A 21,181-nucleotide genomic window follows, 5' to 3' on the forward strand; every position below is an offset into this window, starting at 1 on the left:
AACACGTAGCACAAGAATTAAGTAATAGATGCACGTAAGTTTATTCTATGCTAAGTTTTGGCGTATGAAAGCCGGAAAAATCGAAATCGCATTCTTTGAAAAAGACCAATACTTATTCCCAATTAATCGTCGTAGCAAGAACCCTATTGTCGATTATAAGAATGAACTGATTAAGAAATCAATTGCAAAAGAATTAAATCTTAAGGTTAAGAATATCGACTTAAAAGATTATAAGAAACCTAATTAGAATAGCCTCTTATCTTGAGGTAATTCGATAGTGACAAGATTCCCACTTCTCCAAGGATCATCAAAAACAAGTTTAGATGCGATAAGGGCAAGGCCAGTATCGTTCACATTTCCTTTCCCGTAACGTGGATCACCCATGACTGGAAAACCTAATTCTGTGAATTGAATTCTAATCTGGTGTTTACGTCCTGTAATAAGATTGACTTCAACAAGGGCCGACTTTTCAAGATACTTCTTAACTTCGTATTCTAAAATGGCATTTTTCCCGTCGATTACACTTTCAAGGCGCTTGGCCTTTTCTGGCTTACCTTTAACTTCGGCCTGATATGTTTTTTGAATTTTATGATTCTTGATTTGTTCAGAAAAAGCGCGGGCCGCTTTCTTTGTGTAAGCAATCATCATAACACCGGCCGTTTCTTTATCAAGGCGGTGGATAAGAAATGGTTCTCGTCCTGTACGCTTGTGAATTTCTCTTATGATCGTGTATTCATCACCATACTTTGTTCCTTGGCAAAGAAGTCCTGCTGGCTTGAAGTAAACTCCGTAGTGGTGAGTTTCGTGTAGACACTCAACAGTGCTCATATCAAATTCTGTAATATTTGGGTCAACGTAGAGCTTGATCGTTTGGCCGCGTTTAATTTCATACTTGGCCTTACGAATTCTCTCTGGCTTAGCAGACTTCGTCCAACAAGCACCTTGTTTCATAAGGTTTTTGATTTTTATCTTTGATAGCTCAATTCCTGCCTTTGCACATTTTTCTGCTAGTAGGTCTGCTGCGGTTGTATCTGAATAGGCTTTCGCCGTTACACTAAATTTTTTCATAAATTATTATCCATTAAAATAAGGACAACCGCTGCATCCACTTTGGCAACAGTCATTAATATCGGCTTCTTCATCAACTCTAAGGTTTGGTGAAACAAGAGATAGGGTGTAAGTTTTTACGCCGCGAACATTTCCAATTAGAGTGAAAAGTTCAGGGCTTTGAATTGGTGTCTCCATTGTTCCTAAATTTAGAGATAGGGCCAAGTGGTGAGCTATCGAGTGAGAATCACATAGAATATTGAACTGTGCCTCATTATTTAGAGTCACTAGGTATTTCTCTGCATATGATTCAATGATATATTCTTTCATAAATAATCCAAATCAACTAAGGTAGCGCCATGTTTTATGACTTTCCGATAAAATATCACGAACCTGTTTTCCGTCCTCCTTCTGAAGGACGCTCTCTTCTTATACAACAAACCATTGGTTGCTCCAATAATAAATGTACATATTGCAATATGTATCGTTCCAAGACCTATAAAGAGAGAAACAGCGTTGATGTAATCGAGGATATAAAGAAGGCCGCAGCCTATTATCGCCGCTTTGATATGCGCCCATCTAAAGTATTTTTATGTGATGGTGATGCCCTTGGTGCGCCGACAGAGGACCTTTATAAGAGTCTTTTGGCCATTCGTGAGGAATTTGGAGAGATTCGTGTTGGCGTCTATGCAACTGCCCAGAATATGCTGGATAAGTCTGAAGAGGAACTACATTTCTTAAAAGAAGCAGGGCTTGGGATTGCTTACCTTGGTATGGAATCAGGTTGTGACAAAGTCCTTCATATGACAGTTAAGGGAAATACCGCCCAAGATATGATTGATGGGTCCAAGAAAGTTATGGATGCCGGCATGAAGTTATCGGTAATTGCTATGCTTGGACTAGGTGGGAAGAAGCATACTGAGACTCATGTGAAAGAGACGGCCCGCGTTCTATCTGAGATCTCTCCAGATTATCTTTCTTTTCTTACGACAATGGCCGTTGAAGGAACTCCGTATTACCGAATGGTACAGCGTGGCTTTGAAATGCTGACTACTAAAGAGATTCTAGGGGAGATGCACGATATCTTATCTGGCATTCAAGCTTCTCGAGAAATTTTACTTAGGATTAATCATGTCTCAAATATGTATCCAATTGGAGGGAGTCTTCCTCAAGACCAAGACACGATAATTCAACAGGTTAAGCAATGGTTTGTTGAAGCACCTGAAGGAACATATCCACCAAAACCTTCACATATGTAGGAATTCGCAGTATAAATTGGCCATGACTCAACAACAGTATAATATCGCATTTATCATTCTATCAGTTTTAGTATTCATCCTTTCAATGGGAGTAGGCTTCTTCTATATCAAGCTTAAGCAAGAGACGAAAAAGCGTATCGCCGAACATGACAAGATGGAAGCAAAAGAGAAAGAAAGGCAGGCCTTTGTTCGTGACAGCCTTATTACAATTGCTCGTGCTTTTGTACAAAAACAATGTGAGGCGAGTGAAGCTTGTATCCGCTTAAGAATGCTTATTGACCGCGTGGACTTTGTTGAGAATGAAGAGTATCCAATTATCTTTTCGATGTATGAGGAGATTAAGCACTTTCCAACACATCAGGCCCGCAAAGACCTATCAAAGCAAGAGCGCTTCTCACAAGATAAGGAGCGATTTGCCATTGAAGACAAACACATGGATAATTTAACTATTGAATGTAATAAGCTAATAACAAATCTTATGGTTAATTAATGCACTACTATGTCCACAATCTTAATCCAATTGCTATCGATTTTTTGGGTGTTAAGATTGCGTGGTATTGGCTGGCCTATTTCTTTGGCTACTTCTGGACACTATATTTAGGTAAATACCTCATTAAAAGGGAAGGGCTAAGTGTCTCTTTTCATCATTATTTAAACTATCTCTTTGCTGGCTTCTTTGTCATGCTTGCCGGTGGAAAACTCTTTTACATCTTCTTTTATAATTTTAGTTACTATGCTGCGGACTTAAAGCGCATTCTCTATTTTTGGCAGGGTGGAATGAGCTTTCACGGTGCCCTTATAGGTGGCGCACTATGGACCTATTACTACGCTAAAAAGCATGGCCTAAAATTCTTTGCCTTAACAGATATTGTTCTAACATGTGTTGGACCGGGCATTATGTTTGGTCGAATTGCTAATTTTATTAATGGTGAGCTGGCCGGAAGAGTTTCAGATGTTCCCTGGGCCGTCATCTTTCCAAGATTATATGATTCTAATCCTCGCCATCCTTCACAACTCTATGAAGCCTTTCTTGAAGGATTAGTCTTATTTCTGATTTTATTTATTTTGAAAAAGAATTTAAAAAGACCAGCTTTAAACTCTGGCCTTTTTCTTATCATCTATGGAATTGGTCGTTTCATTGTTGAGTTCTTTCGAACTCCTGATCCACAAATCGGGCTTTTCTTTAACCTCTTTTCTGTGGGGCAATTCTACTGTTTTGCGATGATACTCATTGGAGTGGCAATTATTTTTTGGCCTTCTCGTTTATCGCATTCTCGTACTGCTTAAGTAACTCTGGATCAACCTCAGTTGGCGTGATCTTACGAAAACTCTTACGAGCATTAATCATATTCTCACACTTGTGGACGGCACCGTCACCTTCAACTGGAACGTTTTTACGCCCATCTTTCATCCAAGTAATTTCTTTTCCACAATAACGACATGATGCCATGAGTAACTCCCTGATTTTAAAGCAATTTAGAGTGTCAATTTTAGTGGTTTTAGGTTATTCTAACAACTATAAAAATAAACTGGAGTGCATAGTGTTAGATATCAAATTTATCAGAGAAAATGTTGATTTAATGAAGGATGTAATTGCGAACAAGCGAGTTGGTCTTGATCTTGATGAACTTCTTTCAATTGACTCTAAACTCTCTGAGCTAAAGACGAAACAACAGGATTTACAAGAGAAGAGAAATGCTCACTCGAAATTAATCCCAAAAGCATCTAACGAAGAAAGGCCAAAACTTATTGCTGAAGGTAAAGAAATTGCCAACGAGCTTAAGGAAATGAATCCAGAAATTAGTGAACTTGAAGAAAAATTTAAGGCACTTATGTATGTTGTTCCAATGGTTCCATCAAAAGATGCACCAGTTGGAAAAGACGACAGTGAAAACGTTGTCAGTCGTGTTGAAGGTGAGAAACCAAATTTCTCATTTGCGCCAAGACACCACGTTGAAATTTTAGAAATGAATGAATGGGCGGAGTTTAAGAATATCGCAAAGGTTTGTGGGTCACGTTCTTATTCTCTTAGAAATGATATGGTTCTTCTTGAGATGGCCATGCACCGTCTAGCGCTTGATATGCTAACGGAAAAAGGCTTCACATTAGTTTCATCGCCATCAATGGCAAGAGAAGATGCTCTTTATGGAACTGGTCACTTCCCAACAGGAAGAGAAGACGCTTACTATATTCCAGAACATGATATCTACCTTTCGGGAACGGCAGAAGTTCAATTAAATAGTCTTCACGGTGGTGAGATTATTAATGAATCAGATCTTCCTATCCTTTACGCTGGTTTCTCTCCATGTTTTAGAGGAGAAGCGGGAAGTTATGGTAAGGATGTAAAAGGTCTTATCCGTGTCCACCAATTCCAAAAAACAGAACAATTCGTTATCTGTAAAGGCGATGAAGCAGAATCTGAAAAATGGCACAAGTCACTACTTGAAGCTGCTGAAGAGTTCTGTAAGGCCCTTGAGCTTCCATACCAAATCCTAGAAGTATGTACAGGGGATATGGGTGCTGGAAAATATAGAATGTACGATATTGAGTGTTGGGTACCAAGTGAAGAGAAGTACCGTGAAACTCACTCATGTTCAGCACTTCATGACTGGCAATCAAGAAGAACAAATACTCGTTACAGAGATGCAGATGGAAATGTTAAACATGTTTTCACTTTAAATAACACGATGGTTGCAACTCCAAGAATTCTTGTTCCTTTCATTGAAAATCATCAACAAGAAGATGGCTCAATTTATGTTCCTGAGAAATTAAGAGCATATATGGGTGGGAAAGAAGTTCTTAAGGGACGTAACCGCCAATAGGTTGATTTTATGAGGGAAGGATCAGGCTTATTGTCTGAACTCCCTGCTCACTTCGTGATAACTTGAGCTCACATCCATGCGTCTTTGTCATGGATTGGGCCAAGCCTATCATTTGCGTATTTGTACTAAGCATCTCACCCTTCAGGATCCTTACTCCTCGAGATCTCGCCTCAAGAATTAATAAACTTAGTAACTCTTTACCAATACCAATACCTTGGTATTTATCAATGATTGTAATGGCAAACTCTGCAATAGCTGGATTGTCTCGTTGAATATCGAATCTTGCAACACCCATTGGATGAGAAGGGCTTGTGATAGTCGCGACTCCGATAGCGTAGTGAAACCTCTTATCATACTCAGTGAGATTGATTAGCTCTTTTGCTGTTAGTCCCTTCTTTGCACCAAAGAAACGGTGATAGATGGACTTTGGTTCCATTTCATGGATACCTTCAAGTAGCATCTTCTTATCAAGAGGGCCGATTTCACGAATCTGTGCTTTATGGCCTGCAAAATCGTAAATATGGTCTAGAGCTAAAGCTTCCACACTGAAATAGTATCACAGCTTCATTTGAGAGTATGAATTTTTTGACACAGCCTCCACTAAATGCGTAAAATTATAAGTAAAGTACTTATGGAGGAGACTTAATAATGGATAATTTCTACCCACTTAAAAAAGTGGCCGATATATATGGTGACCCAAATTTAAAATTTGAAATTCAAGATCTTGAATCTGCAGGGCAAATTCCTGCTTCTCGTAAGTACAGAAGTGGTGCAATCTTTAGAAAAGGTTGGCCAGTAAATTTACTTCCAAAAATTGGCGAACAAGTTGGATATTTCAAGAAGTTTGAAAAGTCGACTTCAGTTTGTGTTTTCACGACAAAAGGTGGAGTTCTTAAATCAACTCTTGCTCTAAATCTAGCTCGTACAGCTGCCCTTCATGGACAGCGAGTATGTGTGGTTGGGCTTGATATTCAAGGCGATGTGACGACATCTCTTGGTTACGATACTGAGTCTGATGATAGTGGAAGCCTCGATGAGCTTATTCAAAAACTAGATCAAACTAAAGGCCTTTGTGATTACTTCTCTGGAGAGGCAACTCTCGATGAAGTAATCGTTCAACTAGGAATGCCTAATTTATTTATTATTCCAGAGACTCCTGAGCTAGTAGCTCTTAACGACTCATTAAATAATATTAACCGTCGCGAGTTTTGGTTAAAAGAAAGAGTGATTGATCCGCTTAAAGAACATTTTGATCTTGTGATCATGGATTGCTCTCCTAATTGGAATAAGCTAACGACTAATGCTCTTGTGGCCAGTGATGCACTGATTTCGCCTCTAGAGTGTAAGATTAATAATTTTAGAAACTTCAGGGTATTCTCTCACTTCTTAAAAGAATTTAAGGATGAGATGAGATTAGATTTTGAATCAATCTTTGTTCCAACAAAGTATTCGACAAATAAGAAGTTAAGTAATGATATCTTAAATTGGTACTATCAAAATGTTGCAGGTTGTACGACTGTTGGTATAAAAGAATCAGTAAGTGCTGAAGAGGCCATGGCGCTTAATCTTTCGATTGCAGAGCATGCTGCAGGGAAGGCCATTGCAAAAGACACGGTCGAATTATTCAAACAAATTCATCAGGCCATTTCAAATTATCATGAAAGAAAGTCTGAACAAAATGAACTTCCTGGCCATCAGGCGCGAGTTTTTGGCGGACTTGGGCAAGCGAATTTTGGAAATTTAAGTAATAGGTTTTAATTATGGCCATTGGTTTAAATGATTTAACAGCTAAGAAACAGGCCAAGAAGGTTGAAGTTACTCCTGCTGTTGTTGCAGTTGAAAAAGTTGTAGCACCAGATGTAAGTGTTGAAGATACGCTTGAAAAACAACAAAGGCCTTGGGAAGGAAAGTTTCAGGCCCAAAAAAGCTCTGTGGCCAATCAAGCTGTAAAAAGAGCGAGAGAAATTTCTGTTAAGAATGAGCTTCATGCAAAAGAGCTTAGAAAGAGTTTTACTAGTGCTCAGAAAGAATTAGAAATTAATCAATATATTGAAAACCGTGAGAAAGAGTTTGTTGATTTAGATTCATCTAAGAATATGCTTAAGTCAAAGAATCGCATTAAGATGCAGCGCTCTTTATTTAAGAGGCTAAGGGATTCAATTTTTAGGTCTTAATTTCATATCAATATTAAAATTATGAAATTCTTTTTCATTAAAGCAATGAAGAATTTTAGGGGAGTACTTCTCGATAACATCTTTCGAGTTAGCTCCTCTGAAAAGCTCATTAAAGGCATTAGAGCACACTTGCTTTGTGAATTTATGTTTGATTCCACTACACTGTTTAATAAAATCACAAGAATGAGGATAGCCTCGATAGCACTTCATCGATTCAATATCACATGTATTTTCATCCACTACCTTTGTATTACAGGAAGTGAGTAGAAAAATTAAAACTGCTATACTAGACAATATTTTCATCGATTAATATATCCTTAAACTTGTTAATGACATCATGTTCGTAATGATCAAGTTGATTCATCGTTAATTCAGTTAATGCATCTCTTGCATTCATCTTATGCACGGTAACCATTTTATCGTAAGTATTTACTAGTGAGATAATCATTATGGGAAGACTTAATTCCTTTAGACGATTTGGTCCTGAACCACCCTTGACTTCCTCGTGATTGACGATAAGGTCGAGAACTCCTTTTGTTACCCATGGCCTATCTTTTAGAGCACTGACTGCATCTTTGACGTGTAGGCTATAAACTCTTTGCTCGTCTTCACCTAACTCTTCCTTCTTCTTTTTAAAGAGCTCTTGATCCTGACTATTTAAGCGCGTGATTCCAACGTCGTGGAGTAGGCTTGCCGTTGCAATATTTGAAATTTCAGTATCATTGCAGCCAGCTCTAATTGCGAGTCTAGTGGCAAGGGTTGCAACATTCATTGAGTGCTCAATAATTAAATTCGTATCGACTGTTTTTTTATCAAAGAATTGTTTTAAGGCATCTGGCCCTGAAGAGAGAACTTTTTTTAGCTGGCCAGCAGCAAGCTCAGTCATTTGATAATTTTCTTCTTTATCTGGTGCCTTCATTGTTTGTTCGATGGCGGTTTTACAAGCTCCATCAACAACTTCAATCTTCTCTTTAATTGGTAGGTCAAGGTCTTGAAGCTTTGAATCAAGAAGTTCTCTGATATATTGCTGATATTTTTCAACATCCTCTTCAAGAATATAGAACTTTGCAACTTGTTGCTTATTTAACTTTTCAAGCTTTTCACGTGAGATAGCACTGCCCGCCTCTTGATACTTAAGATAGGTTTCTTTAAAGTAAATATATAAATCAAACGTTATGATGCTTTCTGCTTCAATTGTTGTGATTCTTAGAGGGTAATAATTCATAAATCCTAATTCATTAAAACTATTAATAAAGTCTATTAATTTAATTCTATGGTGAATTTAGAATTTACACAACTATAGAGACTTAGCACTACTTGTGTTTATTGAGAGGAATGTAAAGTGCCACAAGAGTTCCGATGGGTTTTCGCTTAATTGTGAACTTTATCTTAAGTAATTCGCAATATGAGGGAATGATGAAGTGGCCAAAACCGGAACCTTTTTCTCCTAAAGTACCAAAGCTGATCACCTAGTTTTAAATCGACCCTTAATGACTTGTGTAGTGTTACTAAATCCACAAGATAGACTTCATTAGGTAAACATATTTATTTGTATATTCGAAATTAAAAATATTTTGATTTTGAGCTTTGAAAGTCTCGTTATTAATCTGTACAATTGTCTGCGTTGCGAGAGTTTCTTTTGCTGGAATGAAAAGAAGAAGTAATAATAAAATACGAAAAATAAAATTCACCACTAAAAGTGTGTGATTTTATTTAAACAAACTTTAAATAACAATTGTGTAGCCAAATGAAAAAAAACTTGAATTTCTATTTTGATTTCACGTCTCCTTATTCATACCTAAGTATGTTGCAACTAGATGCAGGGCTTTTGGCCGAGAAGTATGAGATTAATTATTGCCCCGTTATGGTGGGAAGGCTTTTTGCCTTAAATGAAATGAGCGCACCTGCGCAAGTAAAGAATAAGGCCTTGTACTTATTTAAAGAAGCCTTAAGAACAGCTGAGCACTTGGGTGTAAAACTAACGTCACCAAAGATGCTTCCATTTAACTCTTTACCTTACTTAAGAATGGCCCTGGGTCTTAAGAATGATAAGTTAAAACAAGCAGCATTCATTCTTGAAACATTTCATTATGGTTGGAAGTACGGTCACGATTTTAATGACTATAATCAGTTTAAAGAGTTTATTACGAAAAAATGTTTGACACTAGAAGAGTACGAACGTTTAGATAGTGATCGTAACTTAAAGAAAGAGTTAAAGCTTGATATTAATCGTGCCTTTGATAAAGGAGTCTTCGGTGTACCAACATTTGAAGTTGACGATGATTTTTATTGGGGTAATCACAATATTGACTTTCTCGCAAAAAATAAATTTTTAGATTATAATGAACACGAAGAATTTGTTAACTTTAAAAAGTTCTTCGAGGAAGAAAAATGAAATTGAAATTAAAACTACTTTTTATTCTATTAATTGGTCTTAGTGTACATGCAAACACTAAGGTTATGATGAAAACGAATTATGGTGACATCACAATTAAGCTTTATGATAAAAAGGCACCTGAGACAGTAAAGAACTTTTTAAGCTATGTTAATTCTGGTTTCTACAATGGAACTATTTTTCACCGTGTAATTGATGGATTCATGATTCAAGGTGGAGGATATGATACAAGCCTTAAAAAGAAGAAGACAGAAAAGCCAATTAAGAACGAAGCGACAAATGGTTTAAGTAATGTTCTTGGAACAATTGCGATGGCAAGAACTTCTGTTATTAATTCCGCAACGTCACAATTTTTCGTGAACGTAAAAGATAACACTTTTCTTGATCACTCTGGGCCAACGCCATCACAATATGGTTACGCAGTATTTGGAAAAGTTATTAGTGGGATGGCCGTTGTTAACCGAATCAAGAAATCAAAGACTGGAAGAAATGGCCCATTTCAAAACCTTCCAGTATCAAATATCGAAATTAAGAAGGTTTACGTCCTTCCTTAATCCTTAAACTTTATAGAAATACTCAGATATATAGCTCGCAAATAGCAAATTCTTCGTAGGGAAGAATTTGCTATTTTAGTTAAGATATAATCTGAGTATGGGCTCATTAAAGATAAGTAGCAAAACAAGTAATAAATTATCTAGTAAATCGAATTTAAGTTATTCTAAATTTAATCAAATTAATGGCAAGCATCCGCTTCAGGACAGTTGCCAAGATTCCTTTATTACATACCAGGTACGAAAGAGGCACGGGGGAAGTGTCGCTTACTTTAACTTTGAGCTAGCTAAGGAGATGGGGCTAATCCCTGAAGAGCATGAAAATAGCCTTACAAAAGATCTTGCTCAAAAAATTCTCGATACATTCTCCATCGTGATCATTAATGAATATGACATTGAAAATGGTGTTGAATATCCAAAAGATGAAATCTTACCAAATCGCTATATGGCAACTCGCTACCTTCAGCTTCAGCACCCAAATAAGCAGGGAAAGACTTCTGGAGATGGCCGCTCGATTTGGAATGGAGCAGTCAATCACAATGGAGTTACTTGGGACGTCTCAAGTCAGGGAACTGGGGCAACAAAACTTTCACCTGCAACGCACATCCAAAATAAGTACTTTAAAACCGGAGACCCTTCTATCTCTTACGGTTGCGGCTATTCTGAGTTTGATGAAGGTCTTGCGACTCTAATGTTCTCAGAAGTTATGCAAAAGAATAATTATGAGACGGAGAGGTGTCTTGCCATTATTAAGTTTAAAGATAATATCTCAATCAATGTTAGGGCCAATAATAATTTAATCAGGCCTTCTCATATGTTTAATCACCTTAAACAGGCCAACTTTAACGCCTTAAAAGATATTGTTAATTATTATATTGATCGTCAAAAAATGAATAATGCTTGGCAGAAGGTACCCAAGACAACGAAGGCGAGATATCGTTATTTTTTAAAGAAGCAAGTAGAAGTATTTGCAAAGCTTGCGGCAAATTTTGAAGATGATTATATCTTTTGTTGGCTGGATTGGGATGGAGATAATATCCTTATGAATGGGGGAATTATCGACTATGGCTCAATTAGGCAATTTGGACTCTATCACCATGAATATCGCTTTGACGATGTCCAGCGCTATTCAACCACAATTAAAGAACAAAAAGATAAGGCCAAGTATATTGTTCAATCCTTTGTACAGATTGTGGACTTTTTAGAAACTAAAGAGAAGAAGCCTATTGCAGAGTTTGCAACAAGCGAGTATCTCGAAAAATTTGATGAGATTTTTGAGACTCAAAAGAAATATAATCTGATTTCTAAAATTGGTATTTCTCCAAAATATCATGATTGGCTAATTCAAAAAAACTCTCAAGAGATTGAGGATCTACAAAGGTCTTTTTATTATTTCGAAAAAGCAAAATCTAGCTTTGGACTTTATGAAGTTAGTGATGGAATTTGCTGGGATGCAATTTTTAGTATGCGCGATATTCTACGAGAGTATCCACAAATGATATTAAGTCGAGGAGAGTGGATTACTCGTGATGAGTTTATTAATATTGCTAAGTCTAGTTATGCAAGTAAGGTTGACTTAGAGATTAATTCATACCGTGCAAACAAAATTGACTCTTTTCAAGATTCTTATATTAAGTTAATTAATTTGGTTTCAAAGAAATCAAAGAAGAGATTTGAAGAAATACTTTTAGAAGTTGTCATGCGCTCTTCAATCATCAATAAGTATGAAAGAGTAACAGGGGATAGTATCGCTCGCATTGTTGAATCAATGATGAAGAAGTATAAGAAGTTCGATCCACAAACGATTTTCAATGTGGTTCATGACTTTAGGGAAAACCAAACATTCGACCCTGATAATATCAGTCCAAAGAGTGAGCGTGTTGCAAATGAGAAGAAGCATTTAAGGCCAATTGTAAAAGAGCTTCTTAAAATAGTCAGAGATCACAGAGAAGGCATATAGCAAATGAAAATTGGACTATATGGTGGTGGCGACTTTTGTGATAATGTCGAGATTGATGAGCATATTCTTGAGCTTTGTAAGAGCGATTCACCAAGCATAACTTATATACCTGCAGGATCTTATGAATCTGAATTAGAATTCATTGATTTAATTATGGCCTATAAGAAAATTGGTTTTAAGAGATTTATTCATCTTCCTGTTGATCATGAATTTGATCGAACTCTAAAAGAAGAGGCCCTTCAAAGTGATGTGATTCACCTAGGAGGAGGAAATACCTTTTATTTTCTAAAACATCTTAAAGAAAGTGGAATGTTTGAAGAACTGATTGAGTATGTAGGGCGAGGGGGAATTCTAACAGGACTCTCTGCTGGCGCCATTATCACAACTCCCAATATTTTAACGGCCTCTTTCCCTCCTTGGGATCGCGATGATAATGAAGATAATGTAACTGACTTTAATGCCATGAATATTATCGACTTTGAATTCTTTCCACATTATCGCAAATCAAAACGTTATGATGACGAACTAAAGAGACATTCGATTCTATCTCGTTATCCAATTTATGCATGTCCAGATGGAAGTGGGCTCGTGGTTACAGATGAAGAAATTGTTGTTCACGGAGAGTGTTATATTTTTGAAAAAGGTCAGAAATATAAATTATAACTTTCTTTTACTCGGTCTTGTCAGTAAGAAAACAATAACACCAATTCCAATTAATGAAACGATGACTTTAATCGTTGGATTAACATCTACATAAATTAGAGTGTAAGAAAAGAGTGCTACGATCATTGAGATGGCAATAATTTTTGACTTCACACTGACAACACCATATTTATTCCAATCTGTGATAATTGGACCAAATACTTTGTGATCCAGTAACCATTGATAGTATTTTTCATTACTTTGCGAAAAGAAGTATGCACTTAGTAGTAGAAACGGAGTTGTAGGAATAAGAGGAAGAAAGATACCAATAAAGGCAAGAATCACAAATGCAATTCCAAAGCTTAGGTAAATGGCCTTTCTACTCTTATTAATCATTAAAAAGTCTTTATTGGTGAATTAGGCTTCTTCTTTGCTCTAATACAAAACCTTACTGGAGCAGGGTAGCCTTCAACTGTTTTAGTTTTATCTTCTGGGTCCAAGAAGTCTTCAAGAGATTGATGTGGAGGTGGACACCATTTTGTTTGTCTTTGCTCTTCAAAGTTCGTTGTTGAAACAGAAACAACTTCCATATCAATAAAGCCTGTACGATTAATCCAATTCTTAAGACAACTAAGAGTTGGTAGAAACCATACATTTCTCATCTTTGAATAACGGTCTTCAGGGAAGAGGCAAATCGTTTCTTCACCAGGAATACCAATTGTTTCCATAATCATCTCACCACCGGGAACAAGTGACTCTCTAATTGAGATTAGCTGCTCAAGAGGATGACGGTGATGGTAGAGAACACCCATCGAGAAGACAACATCAAAGAATGATCTAAAATTTGGAAGGTCTTCAATTCCAAATAATTCAAATTTTAAATTGTCGTTTTTCTTAAAATGATTGATAAATTCAAATTGGGCCTGGTTATGTAGGACTGGATCAATTCCAATAACTAGTTTTGGATCTTGCTTGGCCATTTCAAACATATAGTAACCATTGTTACAGCCTACATCTAAGACAACCTTATCTTTCAAGTCCGGAAGAGACTCTTTTAATCTTTGCCACTTCTTATCGGAACGCCATTCTGCATCAATGTCGAGCTCTCCAACTTGAAAAGGGCCCTTTCGCCAAGGAATAAGCTTTGTTGCCGTCTCTAGAGTTTCTTTTGAATCTTCTTCTAGAGAAGGAATGATATCGAAGATCTCTTTGTATTCTCTTTGGTACTTTGTACGAAACATTTGAATCTTTTCGCCTTTAAGCTTTCTTAAAGATTCTATATCAACTCGATTACCAAATTTTTCTAAGTATTCTAAATTATCCATTCTCTTCCTATTTGATACATAGGTAACAAGCAAAATTATACCATCTAAAAATCATTTCAGATTTCTTAAATCCTGCTTCATCAAGCATTTTAAGTTGTTGTTGTGGAGTAAGAGGTCTAAGAACATTTTCGAGGGCCTCTCGCTTTTGGGCAATCTCCATCTCACTATAACCATTTCTACGTTTGAAATCGTAATACAGATCAATGAGTAGGTTATCAATTTGCTCGTCTTGGCAGATGATTTTTTCCGCTAAGATAAAGCAGCCATTATCATTTAGGCCATTGTAGATATTTTTAAGAACATCAAGACGTTCTTCGACTGGTAGGAATTGAAGCGTATAATTCATAATTGCCATACCAGCATTTTCGATTTTTACATCAGTAATTGATTCCTCTAGTAACTCAACATGATCTTGTAAGCCGTGTGACTTAAGCTTCTGCGCAGCTTTCTCAAGCATCGGTCTTGATGTATCAATCCCTATAAATTGAGGTAGCTCTTTATCGTTTTGGCGAAAGTAGTCGGCCATTAAAAGCATTGTTGTTCCTGTCGAACATCCAAAATCATACACTGTTCCTGACTCATAAAATCGTCTTGTCAGGTCGATGATAATTTTGTGAATCTCATGATAATTAGGAATACTACGTGACACCATGTCGTCAAATACAGAGGCCACATCTTGATTGAATTCAAAATCTGAGATTTTTTCTATTTTCTTTGCAAAGACCTTGTCTTCACCAGCGTTTAAAAATTTATTTTCCATGTGGCGAAACTAGAATATCTTTTGGATATTGTCCAATCTAGTATAAAAAATACTCCTTCTTTTCTCTTTAATTTCAATGATTTACTGATACGCGTGATTTTTTCCTTTGAATAAGCAATTTTTATTGGTATGTAAACAAAATATATATTGAAATAACAGCGCAGGTTCTATGAATAACGAATTGGATAGAGGGGAAGCTTTTAACGAAACGCTAAGAGTTTTATCCCATGATTACTCGGGGCATATGCATTTGATTAGATTTTGTATTGATGAGTTAATGCAAGATCAGGATCAAGATAACCCTTTTGTGAAAAAATTAAACCAAGGTCTTGAACGTTTTGAGAATGATCTAAATCTTCTTAAACAATCGACGCCATACTTCTTAGATGAAGATGTTCCTTTAAGTAAAATTGCAGCAAGGGCCTTCGGTCAAGCACGTATCTACTTAAAGAAACACTTTGCCGATCTTACATGGACTATTGAAAATGACTCAACCGTAAAAGGTTCTCAGGCCAATGATTTATGTGAGCTCTTGTTCTCTTTTGCCCACTTATTTTCGACTCTCGCAAAAAAAGAAGGCCGAGAGACATTTCATATCACCCTAGAAATTAAAGACGAGTTAAGAAAATTAATTTTTATTAAGTCAGAATTAAACAAATACTTAAGACAAGAGTTAGATTCCATCTTAAACTTAGGTGACGAAAACGAAAAATCATTAAGAAGATATATCGGAATTCATAACTTTCTTGCGAAGGGGAAGGATTACGAAATTCTTGATGGGGACAACAATTTATCGGTGAGGTTTGAATTATGACAATGGCAACGGACAAGGAAATTTGGATTTTAGAGGATGATGAGGGATGTCGTTTTGTTTACGAACAAACGCTCGTTCACCGCTACAACAACTTAAGATTCTTTACTTCAATTGAAGAGTTTCAAAAGGCTCTTTCTAACACAGAAAAGAATCCTGCTCTTATAATTGCAGATCTTATGCTTGATGATGGTAACTTTATGACGTACCTAAATCACTCAAAAGATCGACGCTTAATGGTGATTCCATTTATCATTGTTTCAAGTATTGATGATATCGATGCTCTGAGATTCTGTTTTATGGAAGGTGCACTTGATTACTTAACGAAACCATTTAAGAAAAATGAATTAATCGTTAAGATCGAGAATGTATTTAATGGTAGTCCAAGAAGAATGGTACAACCAATTGCACATAAGTCGATGCTTCTCGATGGAAAAGAAGTTGAACACTTAACAAGTAAGCAAAAACAACTTCTGGGATTATTTATTAATTCTCCACATCGTATCGTAAGCCGCGATGATATCTTAGATAATGTTTGGGGCGACACAACTGTTCACCCAAAAACTGTCGATGTTCACTTATATAACCTAAGAAGAAAACTTCATGACTATGGTTATATCATTCGTTCAGAAGGTGGCGGTAAATGGTCACTAATTCCTGATACTTATGAAAAAGCTGCAAGTACAGATGAATCAAATGTTTCATCTAGTAGTAAAGATAGTGAGAACTCAGTATCAGAAAATTCATTATAATTTTTAATTTTTATAAATCGCCTCTACAACTAATAGAGGCGATTTTATATTTAGAAGAAGTTGATTTAAAACAATTATAGTCAATATGATTGAGACGAGACGCCAAGTGAATAAACCGAATAGTAGCTTCAATAAGGAGCTATTAAATTCGAATATCCATTATTGTCACATCGATTTTGATGGGGTGTGTACTTACGTCAATGATCTCTATCTTGGTTATGGCCTGAATATTGGGACCAATCTTTTTAAATATACTCCTGATGATAAAATGGAGTTCTTCCTTAAGCAATTCGAGAAAGCAAAGAAAGGAGAAGCATGCCACTTCTTTTCTGAATGCATAAATTTACTGGGGGAGAGAGACCTGTGGGAAGTATGGCTTCAGCCTGGCTATTCTGCGACCGGGAACGAACCTTCTTATATTGAGGTTTATAGCCGAAATACAAATGCCGGCCCAGAAAATTTTATCTCTACTCTATTTAAAAATTTCTATACTGCAACTGATGATGACTTATTTATTTTAAATAATCAGCTTGTTATCTTAGATATTAATAAGGTGACAAAGCAAAGTCTTGTGGGAGAAAAGTTTTCTGAAGTTATTTTTGATGATGAAGAATATCTTTTCTTTTTGAATACATTTGAACAAGCAAAACGTCTTGATGGTGTTGCTCTTAAGGTAACTCATCCTATTTACCGAAAGCGCCGCTCGAAAAAACGCTTTTGTCGTATAAGTGTAACCTATATTGTTATTCAAGGTGTTGGCCGCTATATGGTTCAGATTCGTGATGTTCATCAAGAACATACCAATCGCATCACCTTAAAAATGCAAGAAAAGCAATTTGAAGAGTTTGAAAGATGGCGCTCTCTTGGACAAATGTCTGCTGGTATTGCTCACGAGATCAATAATCCATTGTGTATTATTCGCATTCAGGCCGAACAGCTAAAAGATCGTTATGCCGGTAAGATCAAAGACTCTGACCCTGGGTACCTAAAGAAATTAGAAAGTATTATTAAGCAAGTTGATCGTATTGAGAATATTGCAAATAGTTTAAAAATCTATTCTCGCTCATCAAATTCTATCTCAAAAGAAGTTCACAATCTTGATAAATTAATTCAAGATTCTTTAGGACTTTTTCAGGCCCAAACAGGGCGTGAGATTTATATCGATTTCAAAAATCCATTTAGTGAACTTGAGGTTGCTTGCAAGAAGAATGAATTCTATCAAGTCGTTTTAAATCTTCTTACAAATTCTTATCAAGCAGTTCATAAATTTGAAAGCTTGGAAAAGTGTTGGATTAAAATCTGGGTAGAGGAATCAATGCTTGATCACTACACTATATATATTCAAGATGGTGGTGATGGAATCAAGGATAAGGACGTTAAGGATATTTTTACACCTTTCTTTACGACAAAAGATGTAGGAGAGGGAACTGGACTCGGATTAAGTATTTCGAAAAAGTTAGCGCTTGAAAATAATATGATTCTTGATTTTGAAAAAGACTTTGAATATACAACGTTTTCAATATCGCTAGGCCAAAACGTTGTAAGGCCTAGCGTCGATTCTTAAAAAAACTAATTAGCTATTTAGAACTTCTTGTAATTGTCCTGATTGGAACATTTCAGTGATAATATCGTTACCACCTACAAGCTCACCCTTAAAGTAAAGTTGTGGGTAAGTTGGCCAGTTAGAGTAAGCTTTTAGACCTTCTCTAATGTCCATATCTTCTAAAATATTAAATGTCTTATATGGTTTACCTACAGAGTTTAACATTGCAATTGTATTTGCAGAGAAACCACACATTGGCATATCAGGTGTTCCTTTCATGAATAAGAAAAGGTCAGCTGATTTAATTAGTGTTTCGATTTGAATATTAAGTTCTTGTGACTTATCTGCACCAGAAACTGCTTCTCCTTGATTAATAGGAGTTGATTCTTTACCAAGAATGTTGAATGGGTTATCGCTCATATTGATTCCTTTATTTCCTGAGTTTCAATTTCTTCTATCTTACCTAATAATGGCAGTTTTGGAAATAGCTTAGGGTAAGTGTCGGAAATTAAAGACGCTCATTCAACCAGTTACGTAGCTGAATCACTTCATCGATATCAATTTCATGCTCCATTTCATAGGCATGGAATTGTGCATTAGCTCCCAAAGACACCAAATGATCAATCCCTGCTCTTGTTTGATTGATATCAATTACAGGATCAAGACTTCCATGGGCACAGAAAATATCTGTTTGCTTTAGGCAAGTCGAAAGCTCTCGAGGGCGTCTTTCTGGGTAGATTCTTGGTGACATGAGAATAATACCTCCAAGCTTATGCTCAAGCTGGTAGGCCGTCTCAAGGCTAACACACCCACCTTGTGAGAATCCTCCAATAAAAATATCGCTATAATCAATATGCTCATTATTGGCCACGATCTCATCAATAATCTTTGTTAAAAGTCTGACACTATTTTCTATGCCTGGAACTGGATTATTGGGTGGAATATCGTACCAACTGTAGCCAAAGTAATACTTCTTTGGAGCGTTAAGCAGTAGGTAACTAAGGCCTGTGACATTAATTTCCTGAGTGAATACTTTATATGATTCCAGGCTATCACCTAGGCCGTGAAGGATAATCATGACCTTTTGTGAACTCGTTGGAGTGATGTCACTTGCAGGTATATAGAATGAGTCGAGTAGCTGTGTTTTTAAGTCGGTTTTCATAGGGAAAAAATATGTGATTGTGTGTTTTTATTCAAGTTTTATCTAAATTTTTTTTATGAACAGTCGATAGAATACTATCTATTGAATCCACGGAACACAGGAGGAAAATGTGTCAACAACTAGTATTTTAAAAGTTGAAACAAGAAAACCGGGAAGATCAACAACTCAAATGAGAAAAGACGGATATATTCCAGGAACTATTTACGGCAAAGGTTTTGCAGGAGCTCAATTTATGGTTCCAAAGCAAGGTCTTTCAAAGTTTTTACACACTTCAGGAAAAGTATTTGAAGTAGAGTTCGAAGGTAAGAAGCACCTTGTAACTCTAGCAGACGTACAGAGAGGACACCTCGGAACAGACTTTGTTCATTGCTCATTCCACAAGGTATCAGCAAAAGATAAGGTTGTTATTTCACTTCCAATTCACTTTGTTGGTGAAGCTGTTGGAACGAAAGCTGGTGGTCTAATTAACTTCAATATGCATGAAGTTGAAGTAGAAGGTTTACCAAAAGATATGCCAGAATCACTAGAGTTCGATATCACTGGTCTTGAGCTTGATGGACACTGGTCTCTAGAGCACTTCACTCTACCAACAGGTCTTACTTGGGCACATGAGCCAACTGCATCAGTTGTTTCTTGTCACCTACCAAAAGTAGTTGTTGAGCCAGAAGTTGAAGAAACTGAAATGGTTGTTGAAACTCACGCTGACGCTGAAGCGGCAGAAAAGAAAGAAGAAGCAGCTTCATAATTTTTAAAAAAATGATTATGTTATAATGAGGGGAGGCCATATGGTCTCCCTTTATTATTTTGGAGCACTCAAATGAAATCATTAGATACATGGCTTGAAATGTACGGTGAATCACACCAGAATAAAATGAATCAACGTATTCATGAAGTATGTGTTCCTCTCATCACTTGGTCTTTACTTGGAATGTTTTGGTGTATTCCTAGGCCAGCTTTCTTTGGTTATTTTAATTGGGCCTGGGCCTTTGTTATTGTGGCCAGTCTCTTTTATCTTTCATTAAAGAACTTAAAGGCCATTAGTGTTGCGCTAGCACTTGTGATTCCTTTTATGCTCTTAACTCAATTCTTCTTCGTAGAACTTCTCGCAGAGTACTTTCTTGTCACATGGATTGTTATTTTTGTTGTTGCTTGGATAGGACAGTTTATTGGGCATAAGATTGAAGGAAAGAAGCCTTCATTCTTTGAAGATCTTCAATTCCTTCTTATTGGACCGATTTGGGTTTTCTTAGGTAAGAAGTCCTAGCGCTAGTTGCGCCAGAAATCTTCATGATATTTAAAATTCGTTAGCTCTTTCACTTTCTGAAGGTAGATGTGAATTTGTGGAGGGAATTGATACTCTGGAAAGATATACATTCCCCATAGATGAGATGCTAAAAGAATATCTAGAATTGTAAACTTATCACTCTCATAAAACGGTAAAAGCTTTGCCGGAAGTTGAGAAAGTGTTTGATCAAGGCCGTGTAAGTACTCTGCCTTATTTTGTGCAAGTAAGTGAAATGGGCCACGCTTGGCCGACTTCTTATTGATAAAATATTCTCTCGCCTCAGGAGTGAATTCTTTTGACCATGCCCAGTAAGGCATACATAAGTTATGAACATCTTTTCCAAGTTGATCAAGATAGTCACTGAGGAGCTTAAAGCTTTCGCTATTAAGTTTTGAAAGATTTAAATCCTTGTCGCTGTGAATTGCAAGGGCCTTGATTATATCAAGTGACTCGTTCATGATCTCGCCATCAATTTCCATTATTGGTAGCATCTTTGTTCCAGTAAGCTCGACAGGTGTCTTCTCATCGTTGTAATCTAAGACAACTGATTCATATTCGATTCCAAAAAAACCAAGTGCCATGCGAACTCTTACACAAAATGGACAGTGGATATAGTGATAAAGTTTCATATAGATTCCTTTCGGGTTTGTGCGTCATTACGTATCAGTAAATAATAGTACAATATTGTTAAGA

General features: G+C 36.5%; 28 protein-coding genes. 16 read left to right on the forward strand and 12 right to left on the reverse strand.

Features of this window, described 5'->3' with window-relative positions; all coding sequences use genetic code 11:
• Positions 1-28: 28 nt before the first annotated feature.
• The gene (locus ACRXC1_RS03920) at positions 29-247 is read left to right on the forward strand and encodes a hypothetical protein (RefSeq protein WP_392911498.1); all 219 of its coding nucleotides are present in this window, start codon (positions 29-31) and stop codon (positions 245-247) included.
• Here ACRXC1_RS03920 and ACRXC1_RS03925 read toward each other — a convergent pair.
• A complete protein-coding gene (locus ACRXC1_RS03925) occupies positions 244-1,068 on the reverse strand; it encodes an RluA family pseudouridine synthase (RefSeq protein WP_392911500.1) in 825 nt (274 codons plus the stop codon). The two genes, ACRXC1_RS03920 and ACRXC1_RS03925, sit on opposite strands and share 4 nt — an antisense overlap.
• Positions 1,069-1,074: 6 nt before the next feature.
• On the reverse strand, positions 1,075-1,377 hold the full coding sequence (locus tag ACRXC1_RS03930; RefSeq protein ID WP_392911502.1) for a hypothetical protein: 303 nt from the start codon (positions 1,375-1,377) through the stop codon (positions 1,075-1,077).
• A 29-nt stretch (positions 1,378-1,406) separates the two neighbouring features.
• Here ACRXC1_RS03930 and ACRXC1_RS03935 point away from each other — a divergent pair, with 29 nt between their 5' ends.
• Genes ACRXC1_RS03935 through lgt form a run of 3 tightly spaced genes read left to right on the forward strand, consistent with a single transcriptional unit; the run spans position 1,407 to position 3,593 of the window.
• A complete protein-coding gene (locus ACRXC1_RS03935) occupies positions 1,407-2,306 on the forward strand; it encodes a radical SAM protein (RefSeq protein ID WP_433656645.1) in 900 nt (299 codons plus the stop codon).
• Positions 2,307-2,328: 22 nt separating this feature from the next.
• Complete coding sequence (locus ACRXC1_RS03940; RefSeq protein WP_392856806.1) at positions 2,329-2,796, forward strand: DUF2489 domain-containing protein; 468 nt, start codon at positions 2,329-2,331, stop codon at positions 2,794-2,796.
• Positions 2,796-3,593 (forward strand): prolipoprotein diacylglyceryl transferase, encoded by a 798-nt coding sequence (lgt, locus tag ACRXC1_RS03945; protein WP_392911506.1) that lies wholly within the window; start codon positions 2,796-2,798, stop codon positions 3,591-3,593. Before ACRXC1_RS03940 ends, lgt begins: the two co-directional genes overlap by 1 nt.
• Here lgt and ACRXC1_RS03950 read toward each other — a convergent pair.
• Positions 3,550-3,756 (reverse strand): hypothetical protein, encoded by a 207-nt coding sequence (locus ACRXC1_RS03950; RefSeq protein WP_021266340.1) that lies wholly within the window; start codon positions 3,754-3,756, stop codon positions 3,550-3,552. The two genes, lgt and ACRXC1_RS03950, sit on opposite strands and share 44 nt — an antisense overlap.
• A gap of 91 nt (positions 3,757-3,847) precedes the next feature.
• Here ACRXC1_RS03950 and serS point away from each other — a divergent pair, with 91 nt between their 5' ends.
• On the forward strand, positions 3,848-5,128 hold the full coding sequence (gene serS / locus ACRXC1_RS03955; RefSeq protein ID WP_392911508.1) for a serine--tRNA ligase: 1,281 nt from the start codon (positions 3,848-3,850) through the stop codon (positions 5,126-5,128).
• 7 nt (positions 5,129-5,135) lie between these two features.
• Here the strand turns inward: serS and ACRXC1_RS03960 are convergent, their stop codons facing one another.
• Positions 5,136-5,672, reverse strand: a complete 537-nt coding sequence (locus tag ACRXC1_RS03960) for an N-acetyltransferase family protein (protein ID WP_433656649.1) — start codon at positions 5,670-5,672, stop codon at positions 5,136-5,138.
• A 104-nt stretch (positions 5,673-5,776) separates the two neighbouring features.
• Between ACRXC1_RS03960 and ACRXC1_RS03965 the strand changes: the two genes are divergently transcribed.
• Positions 5,777-6,886, forward strand: a complete 1,110-nt coding sequence (locus tag ACRXC1_RS03965) for a ParA family protein (protein WP_433656651.1) — start codon at positions 5,777-5,779, stop codon at positions 6,884-6,886.
• 2 nt (positions 6,887-6,888) lie between these two features.
• Positions 6,889-7,302 carry a hypothetical protein gene (locus ACRXC1_RS03970; protein ID WP_433656653.1) on the forward strand — a complete coding sequence of 138 codons (414 nt, stop codon included), beginning with the start codon at positions 6,889-6,891 and terminating at the stop codon, positions 7,300-7,302.
• On the opposite strand, the gene ACRXC1_RS03975 is transcribed toward ACRXC1_RS03970, so the two are convergent.
• Positions 7,285-7,605, reverse strand: coding sequence for a hypothetical protein (locus ACRXC1_RS03975; protein ID WP_433656655.1), 321 nt, complete (start codon positions 7,603-7,605; stop codon positions 7,285-7,287). The two genes, ACRXC1_RS03970 and ACRXC1_RS03975, sit on opposite strands and share 18 nt — an antisense overlap.
• Positions 7,589-8,527 carry an HD-GYP domain-containing protein gene (locus ACRXC1_RS03980; RefSeq protein WP_433656657.1) on the reverse strand — a complete coding sequence of 313 codons (939 nt, stop codon included), beginning with the start codon at positions 8,525-8,527 and terminating at the stop codon, positions 7,589-7,591. Before ACRXC1_RS03980 ends, ACRXC1_RS03975 begins: the two co-directional genes overlap by 17 nt.
• Before the next feature lie 522 nt (positions 8,528-9,049).
• Here ACRXC1_RS03980 and ACRXC1_RS03985 point away from each other — a divergent pair.
• The 4 genes from ACRXC1_RS03985 to ACRXC1_RS04000 all read left to right on the forward strand — a co-directional run bounded on the left by ACRXC1_RS03985 (position 9,050) and on the right by ACRXC1_RS04000 (position 12,871).
• On the forward strand, positions 9,050-9,697 hold the full coding sequence (locus ACRXC1_RS03985; protein WP_392911518.1) for a 2-hydroxychromene-2-carboxylate isomerase: 648 nt from the start codon (positions 9,050-9,052) through the stop codon (positions 9,695-9,697).
• Positions 9,694-10,251, forward strand: a complete 558-nt coding sequence (locus tag ACRXC1_RS03990) for a peptidylprolyl isomerase (protein ID WP_392856785.1) — start codon at positions 9,694-9,696, stop codon at positions 10,249-10,251. Before ACRXC1_RS03985 ends, ACRXC1_RS03990 begins: the two co-directional genes overlap by 4 nt.
• A 97-nt stretch (positions 10,252-10,348) precedes the next feature.
• Positions 10,349-12,208 (forward strand): hypothetical protein, encoded by a 1,860-nt coding sequence (locus ACRXC1_RS03995; RefSeq protein WP_433656659.1) that lies wholly within the window; start codon positions 10,349-10,351, stop codon positions 12,206-12,208.
• 3 nt (positions 12,209-12,211) lie between these two features.
• Entirely contained in the window at positions 12,212-12,871 is a 660-nt protein-coding gene (locus ACRXC1_RS04000; RefSeq protein WP_433656661.1) for a Type 1 glutamine amidotransferase-like domain-containing protein, read from the forward strand.
• Here ACRXC1_RS04000 and ACRXC1_RS04005 read toward each other — a convergent pair.
• The 3 genes from ACRXC1_RS04005 to cmoA are packed head-to-tail and all read right to left on the reverse strand — an operon-like array spanning position 12,866 to position 14,935.
• Entirely contained in the window at positions 12,866-13,246 is a 381-nt protein-coding gene (locus tag ACRXC1_RS04005; protein ID WP_392911524.1) for a YbaN family protein, read from the reverse strand. The genes ACRXC1_RS04000 and ACRXC1_RS04005 overlap by 6 nt on opposite strands.
• On the reverse strand, positions 13,246-14,175 hold the full coding sequence (gene cmoB, locus ACRXC1_RS04010; RefSeq protein ID WP_433656664.1) for a tRNA 5-methoxyuridine(34)/uridine 5-oxyacetic acid(34) synthase CmoB: 930 nt from the start codon (positions 14,173-14,175) through the stop codon (positions 13,246-13,248). Before cmoB ends, ACRXC1_RS04005 begins: the two co-directional genes overlap by 1 nt.
• Before the next feature lie 7 nt (positions 14,176-14,182).
• Positions 14,183-14,935, reverse strand: a complete 753-nt coding sequence (cmoA, locus tag ACRXC1_RS04015) for a carboxy-S-adenosyl-L-methionine synthase CmoA (protein WP_433656666.1) — start codon at positions 14,933-14,935, stop codon at positions 14,183-14,185.
• A gap of 169 nt (positions 14,936-15,104) precedes the next feature.
• On the opposite strand from cmoA, the gene ACRXC1_RS04020 reads away from it, so the two are divergent.
• From ACRXC1_RS04020 to ACRXC1_RS04030, 3 genes are all read left to right on the forward strand, one after another.
• Entirely contained in the window at positions 15,105-15,749 is a 645-nt protein-coding gene (locus ACRXC1_RS04020) for a hypothetical protein (protein WP_433656668.1), read from the forward strand.
• Positions 15,746-16,498 carry a response regulator transcription factor gene (locus ACRXC1_RS04025; protein ID WP_392856771.1) on the forward strand — a complete coding sequence of 251 codons (753 nt, stop codon included), beginning with the start codon at positions 15,746-15,748 and terminating at the stop codon, positions 16,496-16,498. The genes ACRXC1_RS04020 and ACRXC1_RS04025 overlap by 4 nt, the downstream gene beginning before the upstream one ends.
• Positions 16,499-16,604: 106 nt before the next feature.
• Positions 16,605-18,062 carry a two-component system sensor histidine kinase NtrB gene (locus ACRXC1_RS04030; protein WP_433656670.1) on the forward strand — a complete coding sequence of 486 codons (1,458 nt, stop codon included), beginning with the start codon at positions 16,605-16,607 and terminating at the stop codon, positions 18,060-18,062.
• A gap of 9 nt (positions 18,063-18,071) precedes the next feature.
• Here ACRXC1_RS04030 and grxD read toward each other — a convergent pair whose 3' ends face one another.
• A complete protein-coding gene (grxD, locus tag ACRXC1_RS04035) occupies positions 18,072-18,461 on the reverse strand; it encodes a Grx4 family monothiol glutaredoxin (RefSeq protein WP_392856768.1) in 390 nt (129 codons plus the stop codon).
• An 88-nt stretch (positions 18,462-18,549) separates the two neighbouring features.
• Positions 18,550-19,203 carry an alpha/beta hydrolase gene (locus tag ACRXC1_RS04040; RefSeq protein ID WP_433656673.1) on the reverse strand — a complete coding sequence of 218 codons (654 nt, stop codon included), beginning with the start codon at positions 19,201-19,203 and terminating at the stop codon, positions 18,550-18,552.
• 109 nt (positions 19,204-19,312) lie between these two features.
• On the opposite strand from ACRXC1_RS04040, the gene ACRXC1_RS04045 reads away from it, so the two are divergent.
• Positions 19,313-19,948 carry a 50S ribosomal protein L25 gene (locus ACRXC1_RS04045; protein WP_392911538.1) on the forward strand — a complete coding sequence of 212 codons (636 nt, stop codon included), beginning with the start codon at positions 19,313-19,315 and terminating at the stop codon, positions 19,946-19,948.
• A 72-nt stretch (positions 19,949-20,020) separates the two neighbouring features.
• Positions 20,021-20,467, forward strand: a complete 447-nt coding sequence (locus ACRXC1_RS04050) for a DUF962 domain-containing protein (RefSeq protein WP_392911540.1) — start codon at positions 20,021-20,023, stop codon at positions 20,465-20,467.
• Positions 20,468-20,469: 2 nt separating this feature from the next.
• Here ACRXC1_RS04050 and grxB read toward each other — a convergent pair whose 3' ends face one another.
• Positions 20,470-21,117, reverse strand: a complete 648-nt coding sequence (gene grxB / locus ACRXC1_RS04055) for a glutaredoxin 2 (RefSeq protein ID WP_392911542.1) — start codon at positions 21,115-21,117, stop codon at positions 20,470-20,472.
• Between the last annotated feature and the right edge of the window lie 64 nt (positions 21,118-21,181).

It is taken from the genome of Halobacteriovorax sp. GFR8, from assembly GCF_050955245.1.
Classification (GTDB): Bacteria; Bdellovibrionota; Bacteriovoracia; order Bacteriovoracales; family Bacteriovoracaceae; genus Halobacteriovorax_A.

What these genes read in the sequence shown, in the direction of transcription:
- ACRXC1_RS03975 (WP_433656655.1), bottom strand. Translation starts at nt 7,605, where the DNA reads ATGAAAATATTGTCTAGTATAGCAGTTTTAATTTTTCTACTCACTTCC.
- ACRXC1_RS03920 (WP_392911498.1), top strand. Translation starts at nt 29, where the DNA reads ATGCACGTAAGTTTATTCTATGCTAAGTTTTGGCGTATGAAAGCCGGA.
- ACRXC1_RS03965 (WP_433656651.1), top strand. Translation starts at nt 5,777, where the DNA reads ATGGATAATTTCTACCCACTTAAAAAAGTGGCCGATATATATGGTGAC.
- cmoA (WP_433656666.1), bottom strand. Translation starts at nt 14,935, where the DNA reads ATGGAAAATAAATTTTTAAACGCTGGTGAAGACAAGGTCTTTGCAAAG.
- ACRXC1_RS03985 (WP_392911518.1), top strand. Translation starts at nt 9,050, where the DNA reads ATGAAAAAAAACTTGAATTTCTATTTTGATTTCACGTCTCCTTATTCA.
- grxD (WP_392856768.1), bottom strand. Translation starts at nt 18,461, where the DNA reads ATGAGCGATAACCCATTCAACATTCTTGGTAAAGAATCAACTCCTATT.
- ACRXC1_RS04005 (WP_392911524.1), bottom strand. Translation starts at nt 13,246, where the DNA reads ATGATTAATAAGAGTAGAAAGGCCATTTACCTAAGCTTTGGAATTGCA.
- ACRXC1_RS03970 (WP_433656653.1), top strand. Translation starts at nt 6,889, where the DNA reads ATGGCCATTGGTTTAAATGATTTAACAGCTAAGAAACAGGCCAAGAAG.
- ACRXC1_RS03940 (WP_392856806.1), top strand. Translation starts at nt 2,329, where the DNA reads ATGACTCAACAACAGTATAATATCGCATTTATCATTCTATCAGTTTTA.
- ACRXC1_RS03935 (WP_433656645.1), top strand. Translation starts at nt 1,407, where the DNA reads ATGTTTTATGACTTTCCGATAAAATATCACGAACCTGTTTTCCGTCCT.
- grxB (WP_392911542.1), bottom strand. Translation starts at nt 21,117, where the DNA reads ATGAAACTTTATCACTATATCCACTGTCCATTTTGTGTAAGAGTTCGC.
- ACRXC1_RS03995 (WP_433656659.1), top strand. Translation starts at nt 10,349, where the DNA reads ATGGGCTCATTAAAGATAAGTAGCAAAACAAGTAATAAATTATCTAGT.
- ACRXC1_RS03925 (WP_392911500.1), bottom strand. Translation starts at nt 1,068, where the DNA reads ATGAAAAAATTTAGTGTAACGGCGAAAGCCTATTCAGATACAACCGCA.
- ACRXC1_RS03990 (WP_392856785.1), top strand. Translation starts at nt 9,694, where the DNA reads ATGAAATTGAAATTAAAACTACTTTTTATTCTATTAATTGGTCTTAGT.
- ACRXC1_RS04000 (WP_433656661.1), top strand. Translation starts at nt 12,212, where the DNA reads ATGAAAATTGGACTATATGGTGGTGGCGACTTTTGTGATAATGTCGAG.
- ACRXC1_RS03930 (WP_392911502.1), bottom strand. Translation starts at nt 1,377, where the DNA reads ATGAAAGAATATATCATTGAATCATATGCAGAGAAATACCTAGTGACT.
- ACRXC1_RS03980 (WP_433656657.1), bottom strand. Translation starts at nt 8,527, where the DNA reads ATGAATTATTACCCTCTAAGAATCACAACAATTGAAGCAGAAAGCATC.
- ACRXC1_RS03950 (WP_021266340.1), bottom strand. Translation starts at nt 3,756, where the DNA reads ATGGCATCATGTCGTTATTGTGGAAAAGAAATTACTTGGATGAAAGAT.
- lgt (WP_392911506.1), top strand. Translation starts at nt 2,796, where the DNA reads ATGCACTACTATGTCCACAATCTTAATCCAATTGCTATCGATTTTTTG.
- ACRXC1_RS04050 (WP_392911540.1), top strand. Translation starts at nt 20,021, where the DNA reads ATGAAATCATTAGATACATGGCTTGAAATGTACGGTGAATCACACCAG.
- ACRXC1_RS04040 (WP_433656673.1), bottom strand. Translation starts at nt 19,203, where the DNA reads ATGAAAACCGACTTAAAAACACAGCTACTCGACTCATTCTATATACCT.
- cmoB (WP_433656664.1), bottom strand. Translation starts at nt 14,175, where the DNA reads ATGGATAATTTAGAATACTTAGAAAAATTTGGTAATCGAGTTGATATA.
- ACRXC1_RS04020 (WP_433656668.1), top strand. Translation starts at nt 15,105, where the DNA reads ATGAATAACGAATTGGATAGAGGGGAAGCTTTTAACGAAACGCTAAGA.
- ACRXC1_RS04025 (WP_392856771.1), top strand. Translation starts at nt 15,746, where the DNA reads ATGACAATGGCAACGGACAAGGAAATTTGGATTTTAGAGGATGATGAG.